Source organism: Xylanibacter ruminicola Ga6B6 (genome assembly GCF_000687715.1).
In the GTDB taxonomy this organism is placed as follows: Bacteria; Bacteroidota; Bacteroidia; order Bacteroidales; family Bacteroidaceae; genus Prevotella; species Prevotella ruminicola_B.
The window spans coordinates 51,090-71,913 of record NZ_JHXD01000019.1 but is presented as its reverse complement, the minus strand read 5'-3'; the positions used below and the strand labels follow the sequence as shown (position 1 = coordinate 71,913).

The window sequence follows — 20,824 nt, the reverse complement described above, 5'->3', positions numbered from 1 at the left end:
TGAAGTGAACCCCGAAAGTTAGACAAAAAACTTCCGGGGTTCATTATGTCAGAAAGAAAGAGAAGAAAACATGATTATTCAGCCCGTCTAAAATATATACGGCTGTTAGAATCTGGATGGACTTTTAGTTTAATCCGTGTTAAATATGGTATTGACGACACTCAACTTAAGGTTTTGTGGGAGAAATATCAGCAATACGGGAAGGCTGGTTTGCATAAAAGTGGAAAAATCAAGGCCGATTTTGCATTAAAGAAGAAAATCGTGCTTGATATTATAGAAAATCATTTAACTTTGCACGCAGCTTCGATAAAATACGGTCCATCCATAAGTTCCATAAATACTTGGCTTAGGATATATAGATCAGAAGGTCTTTCCGGTTTGGAACGTGTTAGAAAACGAGGCCGACCACCAGGTATGGGCAGACCCAAAAAGAATAGTAAACCACTGACAGAGCTTGAAAGGCTCCGTAAGGAGAATCAGGAACTCAAGACAGAGAATGCTCTGCTAAAAAAAGTGAGAGCCTTAGTCGAGGAAAGGAATGCCCGTCTACGCGGGACTGGGCAAGGGCCATCGAAGAACTAAGGCTTGAAGGACATCCGCTACAGTTTATGCTGGAGAGGATAAAGATGGCTCGTTCCGTGTTCTATTACCATCTATTGCATATGGATGACAGCGATGGCTATGATGATCTTCGAGACAGAATAAAGGCCATATATGACGAGAATCATGGTCGGTATGGATACAGAAGAATATGCCTCGCATTGAGAAATGAAGGCAAGGTAGTAAATCACAAAACGGTACAGAAACTTATGGGACAACTCGGGTTGAAAGCAAAATGCAAGAAACGCCACTATCACTCCTATAAGGGTGAGGTGGGAAAGATTGCGCCTAATATACTGGAGCGTGATTTTACAGCAGAAAGCCCAAACCAAAAATGGACGACAGATGTTACTCAGGTTTGTATCAACGACAAGAAACTATACTTCTCGCCTATATTGGATATGTTTAATGGAGAGATTATCTCTTACAGCATATCTAGCAATCCAAACCTGCAGATGGTCATTACCATGCTTAGAAAAGCATTTAAGCTGCATCACGATACGGATGGTCTGGTATTACACTCTGATCAGGGATGGCAATATCAGCACATATTCTATCAGAAGATGCTCAAAGATCACGGAATAATACAAAGTATGTCACGAAAGGGAAATTGCTTGGACAACGCCATGATGGAAAATTTCTTTGGACTGATGAAGAATGAACTGTTGTACGTGAATCGCTTTGAATCTGTCGAAGAGTTTGAACGAGAACTGAAGAAATATATATGGTGGTATAACAATAAAAGAATAAAGCTGAGATTAAAAGGAATGAGCCCGGCATTATACCGAGCTCACTACTATAGAGAGATAAATAATTAATGTTTAATTAATCGTCCAACTTTTCGGGGTCACATCAGTTGGTCTCCCTGTTCTTTTTTATTTTAAGGTTAAAGGGAAAAGGAATCTAACTATCAATAAAATTAGGTGCAGAAATCATTTTTTTTATAAATAACAACGTTATTTCGAAATAAAATGCTACATTTGCATCATATTTATATGCTATAACCTATATTTTCTATTAAAAATTGCGTAAGAATGAAAAGAATCACTACTATCATAAGCTTTCTGCTGCTGACATTTGCCACAGCATGGGCACAATCTGGCATGACCGATAAGCAGGTAATGGACTACGTCATTGAACAGAATGCCAAGGGCGTTTCCCGACAGCAGATTGTCACCCAGCTGATACAGCGTGGCGTCAATATCGACCAGCTACGTCGCATTCAGAAGAAATACCAGAAGCAGATACAGAATGGGACATTAGAAAACGTAGACACCAGAGCCGAATCGAAAACCGTGAAGAACAGAATGCGCTCGGCTAATGGTGAGAAGCGCGAAGAGTTGGACAAAAACGACAACAACATCATCGAGATGAACAAGGCCGTGGACTTTATGATGACCGACTCGTTGAGACATCCTCAGGAAGCCCCCAAAGACGGCAAGCGCCATATCTTCGGTCACGACATCTTCAACAACAAGAACCTGACTTTTGAGAGTAGCATGAACCTGGCCACTCCACAGAACTATACGCTGGGACCTGGCGATCAGGTGAACGTGGATATCTGGGGTGCCTCGCAAGAAAGTGTCACAGAAACCATCTCGCCCGACGGTACAATTACCATCGAGGATATTGGCGTCATCCAGTTAGGTGGACTGAGCGTCAGTCAGGCCAAAGCAAAACTGAAGCGCGTCATAGGCCCCCGTTATCAGGGTTCGAAAATCGACCTTACATTAGGTCAGACACGTACCATCACCGTGAGCGTGATGGGCGAGGTAAAAGTGCCGGGCACATACACCATGTCGGCCTTTGCCACCGTCTATAATGCCCTCTATATGGCTGGCGGACCTAATGAGATAGGTACACTGCGCCATGTGAAGGTGTACCGTAAAGGCAGGTTAGTCACCAATGTTGATGTCTATGATTTCCTGCTGAACGGCAAGCTCAGTGGCGACGTGCGTCTGCATGACAACGACGTTATCACCGTCAGCCCCTATGAGGCACTGGTTAATATTTCAGGAAAAGTGAAGCGCCCTATGTTCTACGAGATGAAGACATCGGAGAGTGCTGCCACCCTTCTGAAATATGCTGGAGGATTCACGGGCGATGCCTATACGAAAGCCATCCGCATCAAGCGTAAGGCCGGTGCAGGTTATTCGGTATTCAGCGTAGGTGAGTTCGACATGAGCACCTTCAAACTGATGGACGAAGACTCGGTAAGTGTCGACTCTACCATCGCACGCTATCAGAATATGGTAGAGATCAGGGGTGCAGTATTTCGTCCCGGCATGTACCACGTTGGTGGCGAAATCAGTAGCGTGAAAGCCCTGGTGGAGGCTGCTGCTGGACTGAAGGAAGAAGCCATAGGTCAGCACGCCGTGATGCATCGCATGAAGACAGACCGCTCGCTGGAGGTGATGAGCTTAGATATAAATGGCATTCTGGAGGGGACAGTACCCGATGTACCCTTGCGAAACGAGGATGTCATCACCATTGCCTCAAAGGAGGAGAACCAAATGCGAAGAACAGTATCCATCAATGGCGAGGTACACTATCCCGGAACCTACAAGTATGCTGATAACGAAAGTATCGAAGACCTGATTATACAGGCTGGCGGTATAACAGAGGCAGCCTCATTAGTGAAGGTTGACGTAGCCCGCCGCGTCACCGATCCGAATGCTTTGGAAGCCAACGACCAGATAGCAGAGACATTCAGCTTTAAACTGTCGCCCGACTATACCATCAAGGGACAACCAGACTTCAAACTACAGCCCTTCGACGAAGTCTATGTACGTCGCTCACCTAACTACACCGAGCAGCAGAACGTCATCATCGAAGGAGAGGTGCAGTTTGAAGGCACCTATGCTCTCTCGAACAAAGGCCAGCGCCTGAGCGACATCATCAAGCAGGCTGGTGGCCTGACCCAGCGTGCCTATCCTGAGGGAACAAAACTGATGCGACTGATGACTGATGATGAACGAGAGCAGTTGGAGATTATGCTGCGTACCGCTCAGCGTAACTCTGGGCGCGATTCTATCGACATGAAGAAATTGGTAACCAACGCCAGCTACCCTGTAGGTATAGAAATGGAGAAAGCCCTGAAGAACCCTGGCAGCGACGACGACCCCATTTTGCGCGAAGGTGACCGTATTGTCGTACCTCGTTACGATGGCACCGTAAAAATCAATGGTGAAGTACTCTACCCGAACACAGTACGATTCAAGGAAGGCAAGGATGCCAAATACTATATCGACCTGGCAGGTGGCACAACCTCGACTGCCAAGAAGAGCCGCACCATCATTATCTACATGAACGGCATGGTGGCCAAGGCCAACAGCAAGCACAGGCCCAAACCTGGCTGCCAGATTGTAGTGCCCACCAAGCGCAAAGGTCGTGGAATGTCACTGCCCGAGATTCTGAGTATAGGCTCAAGCACCGCTTCTATTGCCACCATGTTTGCCACGATTGCGAACTTGACGAAGTAAAGGGAAATCTTTGTTTAGTTAACTCAGCAATTCGTATCCCTTCAGTTTTGAACACCACTGATAATGCTCAATAACCGTCAGTCGCCCCTGCTCTCTCATCCGTTCACGAAGAGCTGCATCCTCAAGTAGAGATATACACGCATCGGCAAACGATTGACTGTCATCGCGAATCAAACAGTTTTCGCCATCGTGCAGTTCTGGGATAGCTTTGGCAATAAGAGGAGTCAAAACTACGGGAATGGCATTAGCCATAGCCACAAGAACTTTATTTTGTATGCCAGCGGCAATTTTTACAGGTGCAACAGCTATGCACGAATCACTAACGAACTTATTGAGATCGTCGACAAAACCTGTTACATATACATTCTTACCATTCTCCAACTTGAGAATACTCTTTGGGGGGTGCGCTCCAACGACATAAAACTTCATATCGGGTTTCTTTGCCAGAATGAGCGGAAAGATGTCATTGACGAAACGAATAACTGCATCCTGATTCTGAAGAGACTGCATGTGGCCGATAAAGCAGATCTTATGAGTATCAACGATGTGATGGTTAATATCTGACGGAGATTCCACTCCATTTGCATGCAACTCTAATGAGCCGATGTTTTGCCCCTTCATCTTGGCGCTCAGAAAGTTGATATCTGCCTGAGAGACAAGAACCACTTTAGGGAAACGCTTGATAACGTACTTCTCATATTTTGCTATCAGGTGTCTCTCTACCATATATATGTAACGAAGCATGGATTTGCACTTTGTCCCAGTAGTTAACATATAGGTTTTAGACAATGCATCAGTCATTTCAACGATAGATTTCTCTTGCAGTTTCGCACACTCAAGGAAAGGCACCATGCGTAAGAGGTGAGAAATATATAAGTCGGGATTCTCTGTTTTTACAACTTTTTGGAACAACTTGTTGAATGATGATGAATAATAGTAACCACATTGTATGGGGCGGCCTGCCAACATAAACAAGGCGGAGTAGAACGCAGAAGCTATCTTGCTGCGTTTTACTGTATACACCTTGCCGTACAAATCCTTGGCAGCATCAATATCGGGCGATTCATCAGTATATGACACCAAAACCAACTGATGACCCTGCGACTTGAGATAGCGCGCGATATGATTGATTCTCAACAAATCACCACCACATTCAGGCAAAGGAAACCTTGGGGTTAATAGACATATTTTCATTCAATTTCACTATTTAGGCTATTGCAAATTTAAGTAATAAATTCAGAACAACCAAACATTTTTAAAGAAAAATAGACATGAGTATTAATTTTTATGAGAAATATCACCTTATTTCTTTATTTTTGTATATCTTTGCAACATGATTAGTGTATGCATGGCTACATATAATGGTGAAAGATATATCACAGAACAAGTATCTTCCATTTTACACCAATTGAGCAAGGATGACGAGCTCATTGTTTCTGATGACGGTTCTACAGATTCAACTCTCCAAATCCTGACCACGTTTCAGGACCCTCGTATCAAGATTTTTAACGGCCCTCATGCAGGGCTGACCTATAACTTCGAGAATGCCATCAATCATGCGAATGGCGACTATCTGTTCCTGTCAGATCAAGATGATGTTTGGGTACCTAACAAGGTGGAACGCATGGTTGCAGCTTTACAGAATGCTGACTTGGTGATAAGTGATGCCTGGATATGTGATGAAAAAGCTATAAGCACCGGGAAATCGCTTTATGATATATGCAAACCTCACAAAGGTTTTTGGCCAACGCTTTATCATACCACCTATATCGGCTGTTGTACTGCCTTTCAAAGGACTATATTGAAGAAGCTACTGCCCTTTCCGCCACATATCGTCATGCATGACTATTGGATAGGACAGATTGCTGACTTGTATTACAAGACCATCTATATTCCAGACAAGCTGTTACGTTATCGCAGGCATGGAAGTAACGCATCAGCACTTACTACAGGTAAAAGTCCACTTCCTCTATACAAAAAACTATCCTATAGGTACTGGATATTTTACTACGTACTTAAAAGATGGGCAAAATAAAAGCGACCTAATATGTATTCAATAATAAGGATAGTTTAAAAAGAACCCACGTTTTTATATCTCCGCATTTGTAGCGTGAGTCCAAAAGAAGATGTATTCTGTGTCTGAAACTTTTTTTTGATATAACAAACAAATCTATCAGGTCTTTGCTTTCTTGTGGGAATAGAGTGTAATAGCCTTTATGGAGTTCTAAGGCACTATGGTAGCGTATTTGTTGTTTGTGAAGTAATCGTTGTATTCTTTGTTTCCACTCCTTGAACTTCGTCTCATTAAGTCCTTTGACATTTTTTGAATGCTGGCGATAAAGAATATGTGCATGATGGTCAAAGACTATACGTGCTTTCATGGCCGCAGCGATACTTACAATCCACCAATCATGCATATCGACAAAGGTTGGTTGATATGATGTAACAATAGTTCTAAGAGCATTGTTGAATATCATTGTGCATCCACTTGCATAAGCGTAAACGAGTGATTCGCCAAAGGTTCCAAGGGGGTGAAGATGGGGAGTCGGTATCTTTTCCAAATACTGATTGGTCATCTGAGTCTGACATGCATATAAAGCTGGTTGATTACCACACGAGCTGATTTCCTTAATCCCTGAGGACAACTTGTCTTCTAACCACACGTCATCCTGGTCGGCAAAGGCATAATAATCGCATTCTGGTGCATGGCTCAGCAAATGTAAAAAGCTATACTGGGGTTTTAGGTTTTCGCCCACATAATATGATAATAATCCTTTATGTTGATAATCTTTTAGGATATCAATTGTTTTGTCCGTAGAGCCATCGTCTCTGACAATCAATTCCACGTCAACATTCTTTTGTGCAATGATACTGTCTATTTGTTGTTGAAGATATTGTTCGCCATTATATGTAGACATCAAAACTAATACTTTTTCTTTTATCGGCTCCATATTCCTTTTGCTTGAGAATTGATTATTTTATAAAACTGAATACGATTTACAATCATACCTGGAATATTTACCAAACACATTACAGCAACAAACCATGTGATGTCATGTTTCCAGTTAACGACAAAGTATGCCAGTGGAATGAAAAGGACGGCTGCTCCAACGGTAAAAATAAGCTGTAGGCGAAGCATCCCGAATCCGTTAATGATGTAGCTGTATCGCTCGCTATATATGAGTATGAAAACATACACAGCCATGGAAATACTCAGTTTTTTGTCAATACTAATATCGTTTCCAATCCAGATGGAGTATATGTAATCTGAACAGGCAATCATCATCATCATGCAAATAAAGATTGCCAGCATCATCATATCCAACTTTTTTGTTGTCTTACGTATCCATTCCATGTCGTGCCTTTCGTATGCGTCTGTTGTCGCAGTCCAATAGGGCATACAAATAACAGTAAAAATGGCCAATAACAGGCTAAAATACCGGAAACAGATTTGATAGGGTGTTACCATTGACGGTGTAAACAAGTTTGAAATCAGAAGATTTGAAGACATAAAAAGAATAACACCAGAAATCTGGATAACGAAAAACTTCACCCCAATACCCATAACTTCTTTTGCTTGCCTTAGATGAACGACCTTTATGCTTGGTCGAAGATGTGGATATTTGTAATAAAAAGAATAAATGTATGCTACAAAATACACAATAAGGGGCGAAAGGGTATTTGCAAGTGCAATGTGCATCATTGAATGGCTACCTGACAGATACACTAAATAAGTTAAGAATAAAGTCAGTGTTTGACCACATGCAATAAGAAGATTACTGATAGCAGGTAGTTGTAAGCCCATATAGAAATTACCGATTAGTTTGAAAATAAAGGAGGTACAAACTAAAAGGGACGTAACGATCAGCAAAGAATCAAGGTTTGTAACAATGTTTGTGGATACATTAAATAGTATATATGTGTCATACGTCTTGATAAGAACAAACAATACTATTGCAATAGGTATCATAATCAATGTCAGCATGGCATATGCTGATGATATGACTGATTTTGCTTTCTGAATGTCATTATGTGCCAGATGTATAGCAAGTGTGTTTCTCAAACCATTTCCTAATCCAATGTCCATGTTTTCAATCCACAAAAGAAGGCTACTGATTGTCAACCACACTCCGTTTTTATACTCTCCCAAACAATTAAGCGTTACAGGAACTATCATAAGCAATACGATAGCAGACCATCCTTTAGTAAAGAAGGAAAGTATGATATTATTACGTATTAGTTTGGACCTTTTATTATTTATCTCTTCCATTATTATATCATTCAGAACTGGATTTTTATATGTTGCTGAGTCATCAAATATACAAGAACTGCAAATACGACAACTGGAGCAAGGTTAAAAAATATATTTTCTTGATAAAACTGAAGAATTAAGACGTATACAACAAATGTATAAAGACAGCATCCGATAGTGTTATTGTTTTTATACAGACGATATAGAAAACCGCATATTATACCATATAATGCAGAAAAAAATGCAATACCTTTATACCCAAAATCGATATAAAAAGGTTGGAAAATTGTATAAACATTGGTTGGAATAGGTACCATAACAACATCCTGAGTCCTTAATTTTTCGACAACGTCATTTATGCCAAAACGAATCATAAAATGGTAAATGGTTCCAAATGTATTTGCTCCAAATTGAGGCGTTGTTTCAGGCAAGAGTTGGCAAAAAGCTACAGGCGGCGACAAAACATACATTGCAATAAAGTCAGAAATGGTAGAATAACCATTGTCATCACCTCCGCGCTGTATGGTGAACACATAGAAAAAAACGACAAGTAATAATCCTGCTACAATAATAGTCCTTAATTTGATTATTTTCTTATGATGCAAAACAAATATTATACAAATAAAGATGAAAAACAGTGTACCTTTTTCCATAATTGCGAATGCAGACAAGCAACATACTATAGCAGAAATTATAACCTGCCATAATGGTATCCGGGGATATGCCCATAATGCGGTAACTAGTAAAGCCTGATTAAGCATAATGGACTGGCCGAGAATTCCTTGACCTTCACCAAAAACTGCTAGTATTCGAATGTTCATCATAAGGTCATCGGCACTAAACATGGAGACGATCTGAAAAATGCGATATACGTAGAGTGGTGTTATAATCATTGAGATAATTAAGAAGAATGAAAAGACATTCTTATTAAATCCATTGTTATTATTGTATTTAGAAGAATCTGTTAATTCATAAAAAAGATATGAACAGACGCAAAATATGGGGACCCAAATGATTAGGCAGTAATAAAACTGTTCAGTAATTGGATATAATTGTGTGTTTAAAATGTAATACAATCCCAAAATAAGTGCCCAAATAAGGATAGTGAGATTCCAAGGTGAAAAACAATCACTTAATACAGTCAATTCAAAGACCCTTTTTTTTCTTTTATAACAGATAAGACCATGCGAAAAAAGAAGCCCAATGAAAAAGAAACTAAGAAGGTATCCAAGAAAAGAACTATTGGGTTCTAAAGGAATTGTATTGCTTTGTATCACAGCAAACGACATATAGGCACGTTGCTTTAGTGCCAACTGACGGACATACTCGTTAGTGATATTTCTGAGGTGATCATAGGAGTGCTTACATTCATTCTCTAATGCTTTTTCTTCCTGAATATCCAACTCTGTGGATGAGTTATGATGAGAATCGACAAAAGCGGTGTATCTTTTACTTATGTTCTGGTAATCCCTGTTCGCCCTCTCCAGTTCGGCTACGGCATTTTTCAGCGCAGCCTCAGCCACTTGGTGACGTTGGGCCGTAATGGTGGTTTGCAGATGCGCTGTTACGCTGTCTAACATTTGTGCAGCGATAACAGGATCGCGATCTGTAAAACTGATAGTGAGGGTTTGACGTTTGACATTTAGGTTGTAGTTGATATGATCAAGAATGGCATCTATGGTGTCCTTTTCATTCAAATACTCACCATACGTCACGTTTTTTTCCGGAATTGTTGACTGGGATATGGAACGGGCAAAATCTCTGCTTTTCAAGATTTTCGCATATACTTCTATATTATCAAGGCCTTTGTTTGCACCACCAGAAACATTTTTGATTTGGGCTTTTATCTTATCAAGTCCAATGGCTAAATCAACCTCCTTGTATTCATCACTAAGTTCGGTAATAGCAGTATATTCCTTAGGCACCAAAAGCCATACTACAATGGCAAGTAGTGTGGCTATAACAGTAGTGACGATATAGGGATGTCTTTTCAAGATGAACAGTATTTAGATATTGATGAACTGTTGACGGTTTTTCCATAATAACATGCTGATACGTAGCATGAAACCAAGTATCATCCATATAAAGAGTGATACTACCTTTGGAAGACTACTGGACTTGACGGGGACGCTAGCTCCCTGCACAATGGTAAAAGCAGGTATGCGCTCCTGTACCTTCGCCTTGGCCAAATGCAGCTGTTCACTTATCTGCTGATAGATCGTGAATTTCAACTGCATCTCGTTTTCAAGTTCATTCACCTTCTGGGCGTAAGATTGGAGCTTTACGTTCTGATAGGAATCGGCACAGGCAGCGTATGCTTGACGGGCTTGTCTGTATTGCTCCTTAGCTTCATCGAATAGCTGCTGCATATATTCGAGATCAATACGTGCTTTCTTTGTGCGATAGTTAGTAATAGCATGTTGCAGGTGTACCTGAACGGAGTCTGCCATAGTAGCAGCAATGAGCGGATCACGGTCTTCTACGGTTATCGTAATAACATTCGTTTTCTTATCAACGGAACAGCTGATTCTTTTCTTTATTACTTTGACAATCTTGTATTCATCCTTGGTCAGACGGAACGGATTCACCTTGTGGATGTCAGAGGATTGCTTAGATGTTAAACCTTCAATCATTTTTTTTATCCAAATTCCCGGATAAATGTAAAAGGCCTCCCGCTGATGATGCTGCAAATAATCTTGATAAGTATACTGCTCACCTGTTTCATCTCTGGTGACGGTAACGGGAAACAAGTCAACAATGAAATTGTTGGATGACATCAAACCGGGGTATATCTCAGGGTAGATTGCATCACCTGTCTGGCCCACTTTGATGTTCATACCTACCATGGATGCCAATGACGACAGACTGCCTGAAAAACCTGCTCCAGATTCTTCTGGAGCCAAAATGACTGTTGACTTGTATATCTTAGGTGTACAAAAAGCCAAAATCAAACCTACGAGACCAGATACACATGTAAAGATGATAATCTTACGTTTGTCAGCAATAAGCATCCTGACAACCATCGGAAGGTTGATATTGATTATTCTGTTTTCCTTTTCCATAGTCGTTTTTTTTCTTTTGACATTTCTATAAATTCTATTATGTTGCAAATGTAGTAAAAATGTTTCTAAATATCAAAGAATCAAAGAAAAAAAATGTTTGAAGAGACAAAATAACAAAAAATCCTCTAATTTCATCAGGAAGAATTCTTTGAATGGTATACCATTGGTACCGATGACTAAGGCACGTTTGAGATGAAAGTTTTCGCAGAACTTTGGTAATCTAAACAATAATGGCTGCACCGGGAAGGGCGCAGCCATCTGTTTTTGATTTATATAAACTAAGGTTTTACTATTAGAAGTTGTAGTAAACACCGAAGCTGAGGTTAGAACCATCCAGGTCGAAACCGAAGGTGTTAGCAGCCTTGGCGCCATCGTAGTCCTCCTTCTCGCTCTGCCAGCCCACGAAGCCTACGTGAGCTACGAAGCTGAGCTTATCGTTCAGGTTAACAGCAACTCCTGGCTTGATGCCCAGACCAAAGGTGTTTACCTTGTTACCAGCTGCGGGATCCTCGTGGATATAATCTAAACCACCATCCAGGAACAGGTTTACCTTATCAAACTTAGCAAAGGTGTAACGGGCGTAAGGATTAATCTGGAATACCTTGTCCTTGGCTGATACAGTGAGATTGCCAGCTTTTACCTTCTGCTCGTTCTCGGCATATCCGAAAGCTACACCAATGGCCCAGCTATCGTTGATGTTGTAACCAATCTCGGGCATGAGCTTAAGGCTAGTGTTGGTGTTGCCATCCTGAGATGTAGAAGCCAGACCAAGACCGCCACCTACGTAAACCTGTGCATTCATTGTTGCAGCTACACACACTGCTGCGAGTGTCATAAAAATCTTTTTCATTTCTTTTCTTTTTAATAATTAAACATAAACATTTGGTCTCCCAAAAGTACCGCCTGTTTTGATTCTAAATGCACTGCAAAGGTACGGCGAAAACTTTAATCTGAAGCAAAAGTTTTGCAGGAAATGCCGAATTAGGCCGATAATGTTGACTAGAATCACAAAAATCGGCCTAATTAAAAAAAATAGTAAAAATCCTTTGTGTATAGGAAAAACCCTACGGATTAGAAGTTCTTACGGACGCCTTGCCACTCGGGGAATTTGAGCTTGAGGTACTCATCGTCGAGGAAGAGGGCCGACTGGCCTACCTGGCCTTTGAGCTGCCAGTCGAGCCACTTTACTACGGCCTTGGCATAGTTGCCACCATGGGCCTCGTAATAGGTGCCGCTGTGGCCATCCTTTGAGTTGAGCATCACTACAGGGATATCGTCGGCAATGCGCTCGTAATCCTTCTGGGCGTTGGCATAGGCGATATCGGCTGGTCCACCAATCATATAGAACATTGGGGTGTGCAGGTTCTTAAGGCACTCCTTGGTGGCTCCCATCATCTCCATGTCGCCAATACCGGTGTTAAGCATCACGCAGGTGCGGATACGGGGATCGTAGGCGATGGCAAGCACCTGAGCGCCACCACACGACTGACCCATGGCGGCTACACGCTGCAGATCCAAGCAATGGTAATACTCGGAACCAGCAGCGGCATTCTGCTCGGTAAGCCAATCGAGCACCTCGAGCAGCATCTTGGGATAGGTGCTGAACTGAGGGGCAGCAGGCTGCTTGGCGGCCTTCTTGGCCTTCTTGGTGGCCTGGGCCATCATCTTGGCCTGCTCTTCCTGCTGGGCCTTGATCTCCTCGGGGGTGAGGGGCTGAATCTTCTCGCCATTGGCCATCACTACCTCGCCTTTGGTGGCAGGATAGGCCGACTTGAGCACACCACGCCACTGGGCCATGACATCGGCCTCGTCGTAAGGACCGATAGCAGCGGCCACGTAGCCATACGAGGCTACCTCGCTGAGCAGCAGGCGCATCTCTACATTATTATTAAAGCAGGCGCCATTGGCATAGACAATGACTGGCAGGGCACCTTTCTGGGCTACCACCTGCTGAAGGTTCTGGGGGCGATAAACAGTGAAGCCTGGGCAGGAGGCATCGCCTACCACCTCGGACTTAAACGGGCCTGTGCCTCCCTCTTCTACAATTTGTTTCTGAACTGTCTGGGCATTGATCATCCCAGCACTCGCTGCGAACAGCATAGCTGATAATAGTAACTTTTTCATTTTTTACGTTAGGTTTACTGTAATAATACGTTATTTACGATGGCAAAGGTACACAAAAAAAGCCACCCGACAAAATCGAGTGGCTTAAAATATGTCAAACTAAGATTTGATCTTATTTGAGCTCAGCGAGGTACTTGATAGTACGAACCATCTGAGAAGTGTAAGAGTTCTCATTGTCGTACCAAGAAACAACCTGTACGAGTGAGTTGCCGTCCTCCATCTTGCTTACCATTGTCTGGTTAGCGTCGAAGAGTGAACCGAACTTCATACCGATGATGTCGCTAGAAACGAGCTTCTCCTCAGTGTAACCGAAGCTCTCGTTGGCAGCAGCCTTCATGGCAGCGTTGATGCTCTCAACAGTTACATCACCCTTAACAACAGCGTGCAGGATAGTTGTAGAACCAGTTGGAGTTGGAACGCGCTGAGCAGCACCGATGAGCTTACCGTTGAGCTCAGGAATTACGAGACCGATAGCCTTAGCGGCACCAGTTGAGTTAGGAACGATGTTCTGAGCACCAGCACGAGCACGCTGAACATCACCCTTGCGCTGAGGACCGTCGAGGATCATCTGGTCACCTGTGTAAGCGTGAACAGTTGTCATGATACCGCTCTGGATTGGAGCGAGGTCGTTCAGAGCCTTTGTCATAGGAGCCAGGCAGTTTGTTGTACAAGAAGCAGCGCTGATAACAGTGTCAGCAGGAGTCAGAGTCTTGTGGTTTACATTGTAAACGATAGTAGGCAGATCGTTACCAGCAGGAGCAGAGATAACAACCTTCTTAGCACCAGCAGTGAGGTGAGCAGATGCCTTCTCCTTAGATGTGTAGAAACCTGTGCACTCCAGAACAACGTCTACATCCAGCTTACCCCAAGGGAGCTCAGCAGCGTTAGGAATAGCATAGATAGTGATCTTCTGACCATCAACAACGATGTAATCCTCACCAGCCTCTACAGTGTGCTTGTTCTCACCAATCTTGCCGCAGAAACCACCCTGAGCGGTATCGTACTTCAGCAGGTGAGCGAGCATCTTAGGACTTGTCAAGTCGTTGATTGCTACTACTTCATAACCTTCAGCCTCGAACATCTGACGGAATGCGAGACGACCAATACGGCCAAAACCGTTAATTGCTACTTTTGTCATTTTACTTAATTATTTAAATGGGTTATACCTATTATTACTAACTTTTTTAGCTCGAAAAACGAACTTTTTTTTGATTTCGGATGCAAAGTTACAAAATTATTCCTATATTTGCAGCATAAATCACTTAAAAATAAAGTGAAAAGTGAAAACTGAAAAGTAAAAAGTATAAAAATCGGCGGCAAAAAACCAATGATTGCAAAATACAGATTACAATTTGAACTTGGAACATTAACATATTAATCTTTAAAATTAAAAGCTTATGGGATTTATTAAAGAATTCAAGGAGTTTGCCGTTAAGGGCAATGTGATGGACATGGCAGTGGGTGTTATCATTGGCGGTGCCTTTGGTAAGATTGTAAGCTCGCTGGTTGACGATGTGCTGATGCCTGTTGTAGGTATGTTTACTGGCAATGTAGATTTTACCAGCCTGGCTTTCCAGATTGGCGAAGGCGAGGGCGCAGCTGTGCTGAAGTATGGTACGTTTATACAGAACGTGGTAGATTTTGTAATCGTGGCATTCTGTATCTTCCTGATGATGAAAGGCATTAACAAGCTGAACCGCAAGAAGGAAGAGCCTGCTCCAGAGCCCGAGGCTCCAAAGGGTCCCACGCAGGAAGAGCTGCTGGCTGAGATCAGAGATCTGTTGAAAAATAAATAATCAATAAAAAGCCCCGCCAGTTGGCGGGGTTTTTTATTGCTTACTCCCACTCGATGGTTGCGGGTGGTTTCGACGAGATATCGTAGCAAACGCGGTTTACGCCACGTACCTTATTAATAATCTCGTTACTTACCTTAGCCATGAAGTCGTAAGGCAGATGTGCCCAGTCGGCAGTCATCGCATCAGTTGATGTTACAGCACGCAGGGCAACGGGATGCTCGTAGGTACGCTCATCGCCCATCACACCTACACTGCGAACAGTAGAGAGCAGGATGGCACCTGCCTGCCAGATCTGATCGTAGAGCGAAACCTCGATCTCGCCATCCTTCATATCAGCAGGGATACCGGCAGCCAGCACCTTGCGGGCCTCTTCGCCACTCAGTTTTACCTTGTAATCGCGCAGACCGCGGATATAGATATCGTCGGCATCCTGCAGGATACGTACCTTCTCAGGAGTGATATCGCCCAGGATACGAACAGCCAAGCCAGGACCAGGGAAGGGGTGACGGGTAATCAAGTGCTCGGGCATGCCCAACTGGCGACCTACACGACGAACCTCGTCCTTGAACAACCACTGCAGGGGCTCGCAAAGCTGCAAGTGCATCTCCTTTGGCAGACCGCCTACGTTGTGGTGGCTCTTGATGACCTTACCTGTAATATTCAAACTCTCGATACGGTCGGGGTAGATAGTACCCTGAGCCAGCCACTTGGCATCGGTAATCTTCTTGGCCTCGGCATTGAACACCTCGACGAAGTCGCGACCAATAATCTTGCGCTTCTGCTCTGGATCGGTAACACCAGACAGATCGGCAAAGAACTTAGCGCTGGCATCAACACCAATTACGTTCAGGCCCAGCACCTTGTAGTCGTCCATCACCTGGTTGAACTCGTTCTTACGCAGCATACCATGATCAACAAAGATACAGGTAAGGCGATTGCCAATGGCCTTGTTGAGCAGTACAGCAGCAACAGATGAATCAACACCACCTGAGAGGCCGAGGATCACACGGTCGTCGCCCAGCTGAGCCTTGAGCTCGGCTACTGTAGAATCGACGAACGAAGCGGCACTCCACTCCTGCTTACTGCCACAGATATCAACTACGAAGTTCTTCAGGAGCTGTGTACCCTGCAGGGTGTGGAACACCTCGGGATGGAACTGAACAGCCCATACGCCATCGCGCCAGAATGCAGCGTTCTTAACGTCCTTAGTAGAACCAATAACCTCGAAACCCTCAGGGATTGAGGTGATGGTGTCGCCATGGCTCATCCATACCTGAGAATGCTGCTCGAAACCTTTGAACAGAGGGTTCGTGGTGTCGACAGTCTCAAGGTTGGCACGTCCATACTCGCGAGAGTCGGCCTTTTCGACCTTACCACCCAGGGTGTGACTGATGAACTGAGCACCATAGCAGATACCCAGCACAGGCACACGACCTACAAACTGCAACAGGTCGACCTTGAAAGCCTCAGGATCGTGTACCGAGTAGGGCGAACCACTCAGAATTACACCAATCACCGAGGGATCGTCCTTCGGGAATTTGTTGTAGGGCATAATCTCGCAGAAGGTGTCCAGCTCGCGCACACGGCGGCCGATAAGCTGCGTGGTTTGCGAACCGAAATCGAGAATAATAATCTTCTGTGTCATATAAAACTATAATGATTTGATAAATTTTTCAGCGTTGTCGAGGGTATCAAGCTTACCCACATCAAGCAGGCGCAAATCCTTAGCCTCGTAACCACGGATCAGGTGGGTGCCACAGGCCTTGAGATAAAAGTCCATAATGGGAAAGCGCTCGGGCCACTCGTCTAACAATGGCACGAGTGACGGGTGGAACACGTGGATGCCCGAAAAAGCTAATAGCTTATCAGCTTTTTCGCCCTTAACCTGACCTGTTTCGATGTTAGTCCAGCCATGCAGGCGCATCTCGTCGTCGAACATCAGATAACGCTTGGTCTGGCGCTCGCTCACTACCAGCAGGGGCGCATCCATAGGTAGCGCCTCGAGATCGAGATTGCTCAGGATATCCACATTATGAATCAGGATAGGCTCGTTGGCATCGAACAAAGGCAACGCCTTCTTGATGCCACCACCTGTTTCGAGCAGCGCACTGGTTTCGTCGCTGATACGGATATCCAAACCAAAGTTATGATTTTCCTCGAGATAGGTTACAATCTGATAGGCAAAGTGGTGAACATTTACCACAATGCGCTCATAACCAGAGGCTTTAAGTTTTTGTATTACATGCCAAATGAGCGGCTGCCCCCCTACCCTCACCAGTGCCTTAGGCATGGTGTCGGTTAGTGGCTTGAGACGAGTGCCAAGCCCTGCGGCAAATATCATCGCTTGCTTCATTCGGCGCACTATGCTTTATTTGGGGTGCAAAGGTAGCACTTTTTTGGGAGATAAAAAAGAAATTGCCCCAAAAAATTTTGGAGCAATTCCGTTAATAAGTTAGTTAGAACATACGTGGGCCACCAAAGCCGCCACCAGGACGACCTCCGCCCATACCGCCACGAGGACCGCCGCCAAAGCCGCCACGTCCACCACGGCCACCAGGACCACCAGGGCCACCAAAGCCACCCTGACGACCAGCCTTACCACCAAACAGGTTCAGACGATAGATGACGTGAACCATGCCATAGCTGGTAACGGCGTTGTACTGTGTATCGTTACGCATCATAGCTGTGACTGTGCTCGACAGTGTGCTCTGCTGGTGCAGGATGTCGTACAGCTGCAGCGAGATGGTAAGGGGTTTACCCTTGAGGAAGCTCTGCGAGAGCTGAGCATTCCAGATAAGCTCGTTGGTGTTCATCGAGGCATCGTAGTAACCACGACGGCTCTGCATGTTCAGGTTGGTGGTAAGCGATGTGCCCCAAGGAGCTGTCACGCCAATCATACCACCATAGGTGAACTGCCAGGTATCCAGGTTGTTGTTGGTTTGCAGCTCGCTACGGTTGCGGTTGTAGTTCAGCGATCCGTTGAGCTCAACCTCCAACCAGTCGTTACGATAGCTGAAGGCCAGACGCTCCATGATGGTCTGCGACTTGGTAACAGCCTTGGCATCGCTCACACCATCATTAACAAAACCTACGTTGTGGTTGTATCCAAAGTTAGTAAATGTATTCACGTTAAAGTAGCCAGCCGAGTCGATAGCGGTGTTGAACATAAAGCCCACGTTGGCATTCCAGTTACCATTCACGTTCTCAGGACGGCTCATACGGCCACCACCTTCCAACAGGGTTACCTTGTTGGCGATAGAGTTAGCAGTGGTAGAGAAGTTTACGAATGTCATCACAGCACGCTGGTGCTTCTGGAAGTAATCGTTGTAGAACAGCTGGAAATTCTGACGGAACGAAGGCTTCAAGCCAGGGTTACCTCGTGTAATGTTCAAGGGGTCGCTGTTATCTACGATATCCAGCAGATCGCTCATAGAGGGCTGCGAGGTGTTGGCACGATAGGTGAAGCGCAACTGACCTGTCTGCGACTTCTTCCAACGGAAGTCCATGGTTGGTGCAAAGTTGGTAACAGTGCGGGTGGTATCGGCATGGATACCCTTGTAGTCCTGAATAAAGTGCGACTTCTGAGGCACCATCTGTACACCAATATTAAAGGTATAAGAGTTGCGAACGATGCGCAGCATCATCTCAGCTGTATGGATATAGTTCTGGTATTCCGAATAGCGGCTCTGGCTATCATCGCGATAAGGAGCGAGCGAAGTGATACGGCCGAACTGGCCCAGATACTCATCCCATGAGCGATAACCACCATTCCAAGCAGCTACTGGATCAATCTTACTGAAATCGTAGGTACCACGATCGCTCTTTTGGAAACGGTACTGGTACTGATAGCTGAACTGCAAGTAGGTGCGAGGCAGAATAGGCTCGCTATAGGTGATGCGTGCACTATAGTTCCAGTTCTTGGTGGGGGTGATAGAATAGCGATTGTTGATTGAATCACCGGTAATAATACCCAGATTATAATAATTAATCAAACTGTTAGAAGCCGATTTGCTGGTACCATCACTCCAACCTGCATTCAGCTGAACGGTGATGTTACGACCGGTGTTGCTGAGACGACGGTTGAACTGCAACATACCACTCACATTCTTTGAATCGCTGTAAGACACGCTTTTCTGCGTACGATCATTCTGCAAGATATCCTTCAGCTCATCCAACTGGTCGAGCGGGCTGATAATGCTCTTATTATCGAATGGGTTAGCAGTAAAGGTAGCCTCGGCACCCTCGTTATCGCCATCCTGAGAGTTGTAACGGAAGTTTGGGCGGAACATGATGTTGGTCATCGAGTCGGGCGTCCACTCCAAACGCATCTGGGCATTCCAGTTGTTAGAACGGGTGTAGTTCTGCGTAAGACTGTTACCATACTGCGAGTTGGTGGCACCAAACATGGTCATGCGAGTTACCTTCGAGAGGGCATCGCCATCGCTGTGGTTCCAACGTACACTACCATCCAGCACCAGTTTGCCGGTATTTTCGTAGTTCAGGTTGATACCAGTCATCTTATTAGCAGTAAGCCCCTGGCGACCACCACCAAAACGGCCACCACCGCCACCACCGGGGAATCCCATATCGTTGGTGTTATTGGCATTGGTCATCAGGAACACCTTCATATCGCTATTCATAATACCACCAAAGATACGGCCTGCATAACGGTTCTTGGTACCAGCGGCAAGGTCGGCATTCATCATAAAGCCCTTGTTCATACCCTGCTTGATACCAAAGTCGAGCACAGTCTCCTCTTCGCCATCCTCGATACCTGATACACGGGCCAGATCGCTCTGCTTATCATAAGCCTTAATGCGGTCGATGATATTGGTAGGCAGGTTCTTCATGGCAGTCTTGGTATCGCCAGTCATGAACTCCTTACCATCTACCAGAATCTTCTTCACCTCCTTACCATTAATCTTAATAGTACCATCGTCGCTCACCTCGGCACCTGGCAGACGCTTAACCAGCTCCTCAACTACCGAACCCTCGGGGGTACGGAAGGCGGCAGCATTATATACAAAGGTGTCGGCCTTCAGTGTCACCTTCGAGGCGCGTGCTGTAACAGTGGCACCCTTCAGCATAATAGCATCGGGACTCAGCGAAATGGTACCGGCATTGTAACCCTTACCATCCTTCAAGGTAATCTTCTTGGTGTAGGTCTTAAAGCCCACATAAGTAATCTTCAAGGTATAAGTACCATCGTTGGGGGCTGTAACACGGAAAGCTCCATCGGTGTTGGTTACACCATTAGCCACAACCTTCTCGCCTGAGAGAATAGAAGCGGTGGCCTGAATAACTGCATCCTGCGTATCCTGCTCAATCACTTTACCTGTAACCACGCGTTGTGCGTGTACTGACAATACCGTAAAAGATACGGCCATCATGAATAGTAATAATCTTCTCATTGCTACTTTTTTCTACGTTTTTTTGAAAGTTTGACGCCTTTTCGAAAAAAAAGTTTAACCTACAGGCTATTTTTTTGTTTAATTTGTTACGTTTTAA

At 44.4% G+C, this 20,824-nt stretch carries 15 protein-coding genes and 1 pseudogene; 5 read left to right on the top strand and 11 right to left on the bottom strand.

Annotation, left to right across the window (positions count from 1 at the left end):
- The first annotated feature begins 45 nt into the window (after positions 1-45).
- The 3 genes and pseudogenes from T500_RS16710 (at position 46) to T500_RS0111435 (ending at position 4,082) form a co-directional block, all read left to right on the top strand.
- A complete protein-coding gene (locus tag T500_RS16710; RefSeq protein ID WP_080694875.1) occupies positions 46-582 on the top strand; it encodes a helix-turn-helix domain-containing protein in 537 nt (178 codons plus the stop codon).
- A pseudogene (locus T500_RS0111440) lies at positions 567-1,418 on the top strand (IS3 family transposase); the annotation flags it as partial. The gene T500_RS16710 and the pseudogene T500_RS0111440, both read left to right, overlap by 16 nt.
- Before the next feature lie 216 nt (positions 1,419-1,634).
- On the top strand, positions 1,635-4,082 hold the full coding sequence (locus T500_RS0111435; protein WP_028908224.1) for an SLBB domain-containing protein: 2,448 nt from the start codon (positions 1,635-1,637) through the stop codon (positions 4,080-4,082).
- 18 nt (positions 4,083-4,100) lie between these two features.
- Here the strand turns inward: T500_RS0111435 and T500_RS0111430 are convergent, their stop codons facing one another.
- Positions 4,101-5,276, bottom strand: coding sequence for a glycosyltransferase (locus T500_RS0111430; protein WP_028908223.1), 1,176 nt, complete (start codon positions 5,274-5,276; stop codon positions 4,101-4,103).
- A 154-nt stretch (positions 5,277-5,430) separates the two neighbouring features.
- On the opposite strand from T500_RS0111430, the gene T500_RS0111425 reads away from it, so the two are divergent.
- Positions 5,431-6,117: a glycosyltransferase family 2 protein gene (locus T500_RS0111425; protein WP_230580899.1), complete on the top strand. Its 687-nt coding sequence runs from the start codon at positions 5,431-5,433 to the stop codon at positions 6,115-6,117.
- Positions 6,118-6,124: 7 nt separating this feature from the next.
- On the opposite strand, the gene T500_RS0111420 is transcribed toward T500_RS0111425, so the two are convergent.
- The 7 genes from T500_RS0111420 to gap form a co-directional block, all read right to left on the bottom strand.
- Complete coding sequence (locus T500_RS0111420; protein ID WP_028908221.1) at positions 6,125-7,033, bottom strand: glycosyltransferase; 909 nt, start codon at positions 7,031-7,033, stop codon at positions 6,125-6,127.
- Positions 7,021-8,352: an MATE family efflux transporter gene (locus T500_RS0111415; RefSeq protein ID WP_036909009.1), complete on the bottom strand. Its 1,332-nt coding sequence runs from the start codon at positions 8,350-8,352 to the stop codon at positions 7,021-7,023. The genes T500_RS0111420 and T500_RS0111415 overlap by 13 nt, the downstream gene beginning before the upstream one ends.
- Positions 8,353-8,363: 11 nt before the next feature.
- Entirely contained in the window at positions 8,364-10,328 is a 1,965-nt protein-coding gene (locus tag T500_RS16485) for an O-antigen polymerase (RefSeq protein ID WP_080694873.1), read from the bottom strand.
- A gap of 12 nt (positions 10,329-10,340) precedes the next feature.
- Positions 10,341-11,396: a Wzz/FepE/Etk N-terminal domain-containing protein gene (locus T500_RS0111405; RefSeq protein ID WP_028908219.1), complete on the bottom strand. Its 1,056-nt coding sequence runs from the start codon at positions 11,394-11,396 to the stop codon at positions 10,341-10,343.
- A gap of 292 nt (positions 11,397-11,688) precedes the next feature.
- Positions 11,689-12,246, bottom strand: coding sequence for an outer membrane beta-barrel protein (locus T500_RS0111400; RefSeq protein ID WP_028908218.1), 558 nt, complete (start codon positions 12,244-12,246; stop codon positions 11,689-11,691).
- Positions 12,247-12,467: 221 nt separating this feature from the next.
- A complete protein-coding gene (locus T500_RS0111395) occupies positions 12,468-13,520 on the bottom strand; it encodes a hypothetical protein (protein WP_155267523.1) in 1,053 nt (350 codons plus the stop codon).
- A gap of 112 nt (positions 13,521-13,632) precedes the next feature.
- Positions 13,633-14,658 carry a type I glyceraldehyde-3-phosphate dehydrogenase gene (gene gap, locus T500_RS0111390; RefSeq protein WP_013063865.1) on the bottom strand — a complete coding sequence of 342 codons (1,026 nt, stop codon included), beginning with the start codon at positions 14,656-14,658 and terminating at the stop codon, positions 13,633-13,635.
- A gap of 259 nt (positions 14,659-14,917) precedes the next feature.
- Here gap and mscL point away from each other — a divergent pair, with 259 nt between their 5' ends.
- Complete coding sequence (gene mscL, locus T500_RS0111385) at positions 14,918-15,316, top strand: large-conductance mechanosensitive channel protein MscL (protein WP_028908216.1); 399 nt, start codon at positions 14,918-14,920, stop codon at positions 15,314-15,316.
- A 40-nt stretch (positions 15,317-15,356) separates the two neighbouring features.
- Here mscL and guaA read toward each other — a convergent pair whose 3' ends face one another.
- From guaA to T500_RS0111370, 3 genes are all read right to left on the bottom strand, one after another.
- Positions 15,357-16,961, bottom strand: coding sequence for a glutamine-hydrolyzing GMP synthase (guaA, locus tag T500_RS0111380; protein WP_028908215.1), 1,605 nt, complete (start codon positions 16,959-16,961; stop codon positions 15,357-15,359).
- Between the two features lie 6 nt (positions 16,962-16,967).
- Positions 16,968-17,669 carry a nucleotidyltransferase family protein gene (locus tag T500_RS0111375; protein ID WP_028908214.1) on the bottom strand — a complete coding sequence of 234 codons (702 nt, stop codon included), beginning with the start codon at positions 17,667-17,669 and terminating at the stop codon, positions 16,968-16,970.
- Between the two features lie 103 nt (positions 17,670-17,772).
- Positions 17,773-20,727 carry a TonB-dependent receptor gene (locus T500_RS0111370; protein WP_028908213.1) on the bottom strand — a complete coding sequence of 985 codons (2,955 nt, stop codon included), beginning with the start codon at positions 20,725-20,727 and terminating at the stop codon, positions 17,773-17,775.
- Between the last annotated feature and the right edge of the window lie 97 nt (positions 20,728-20,824).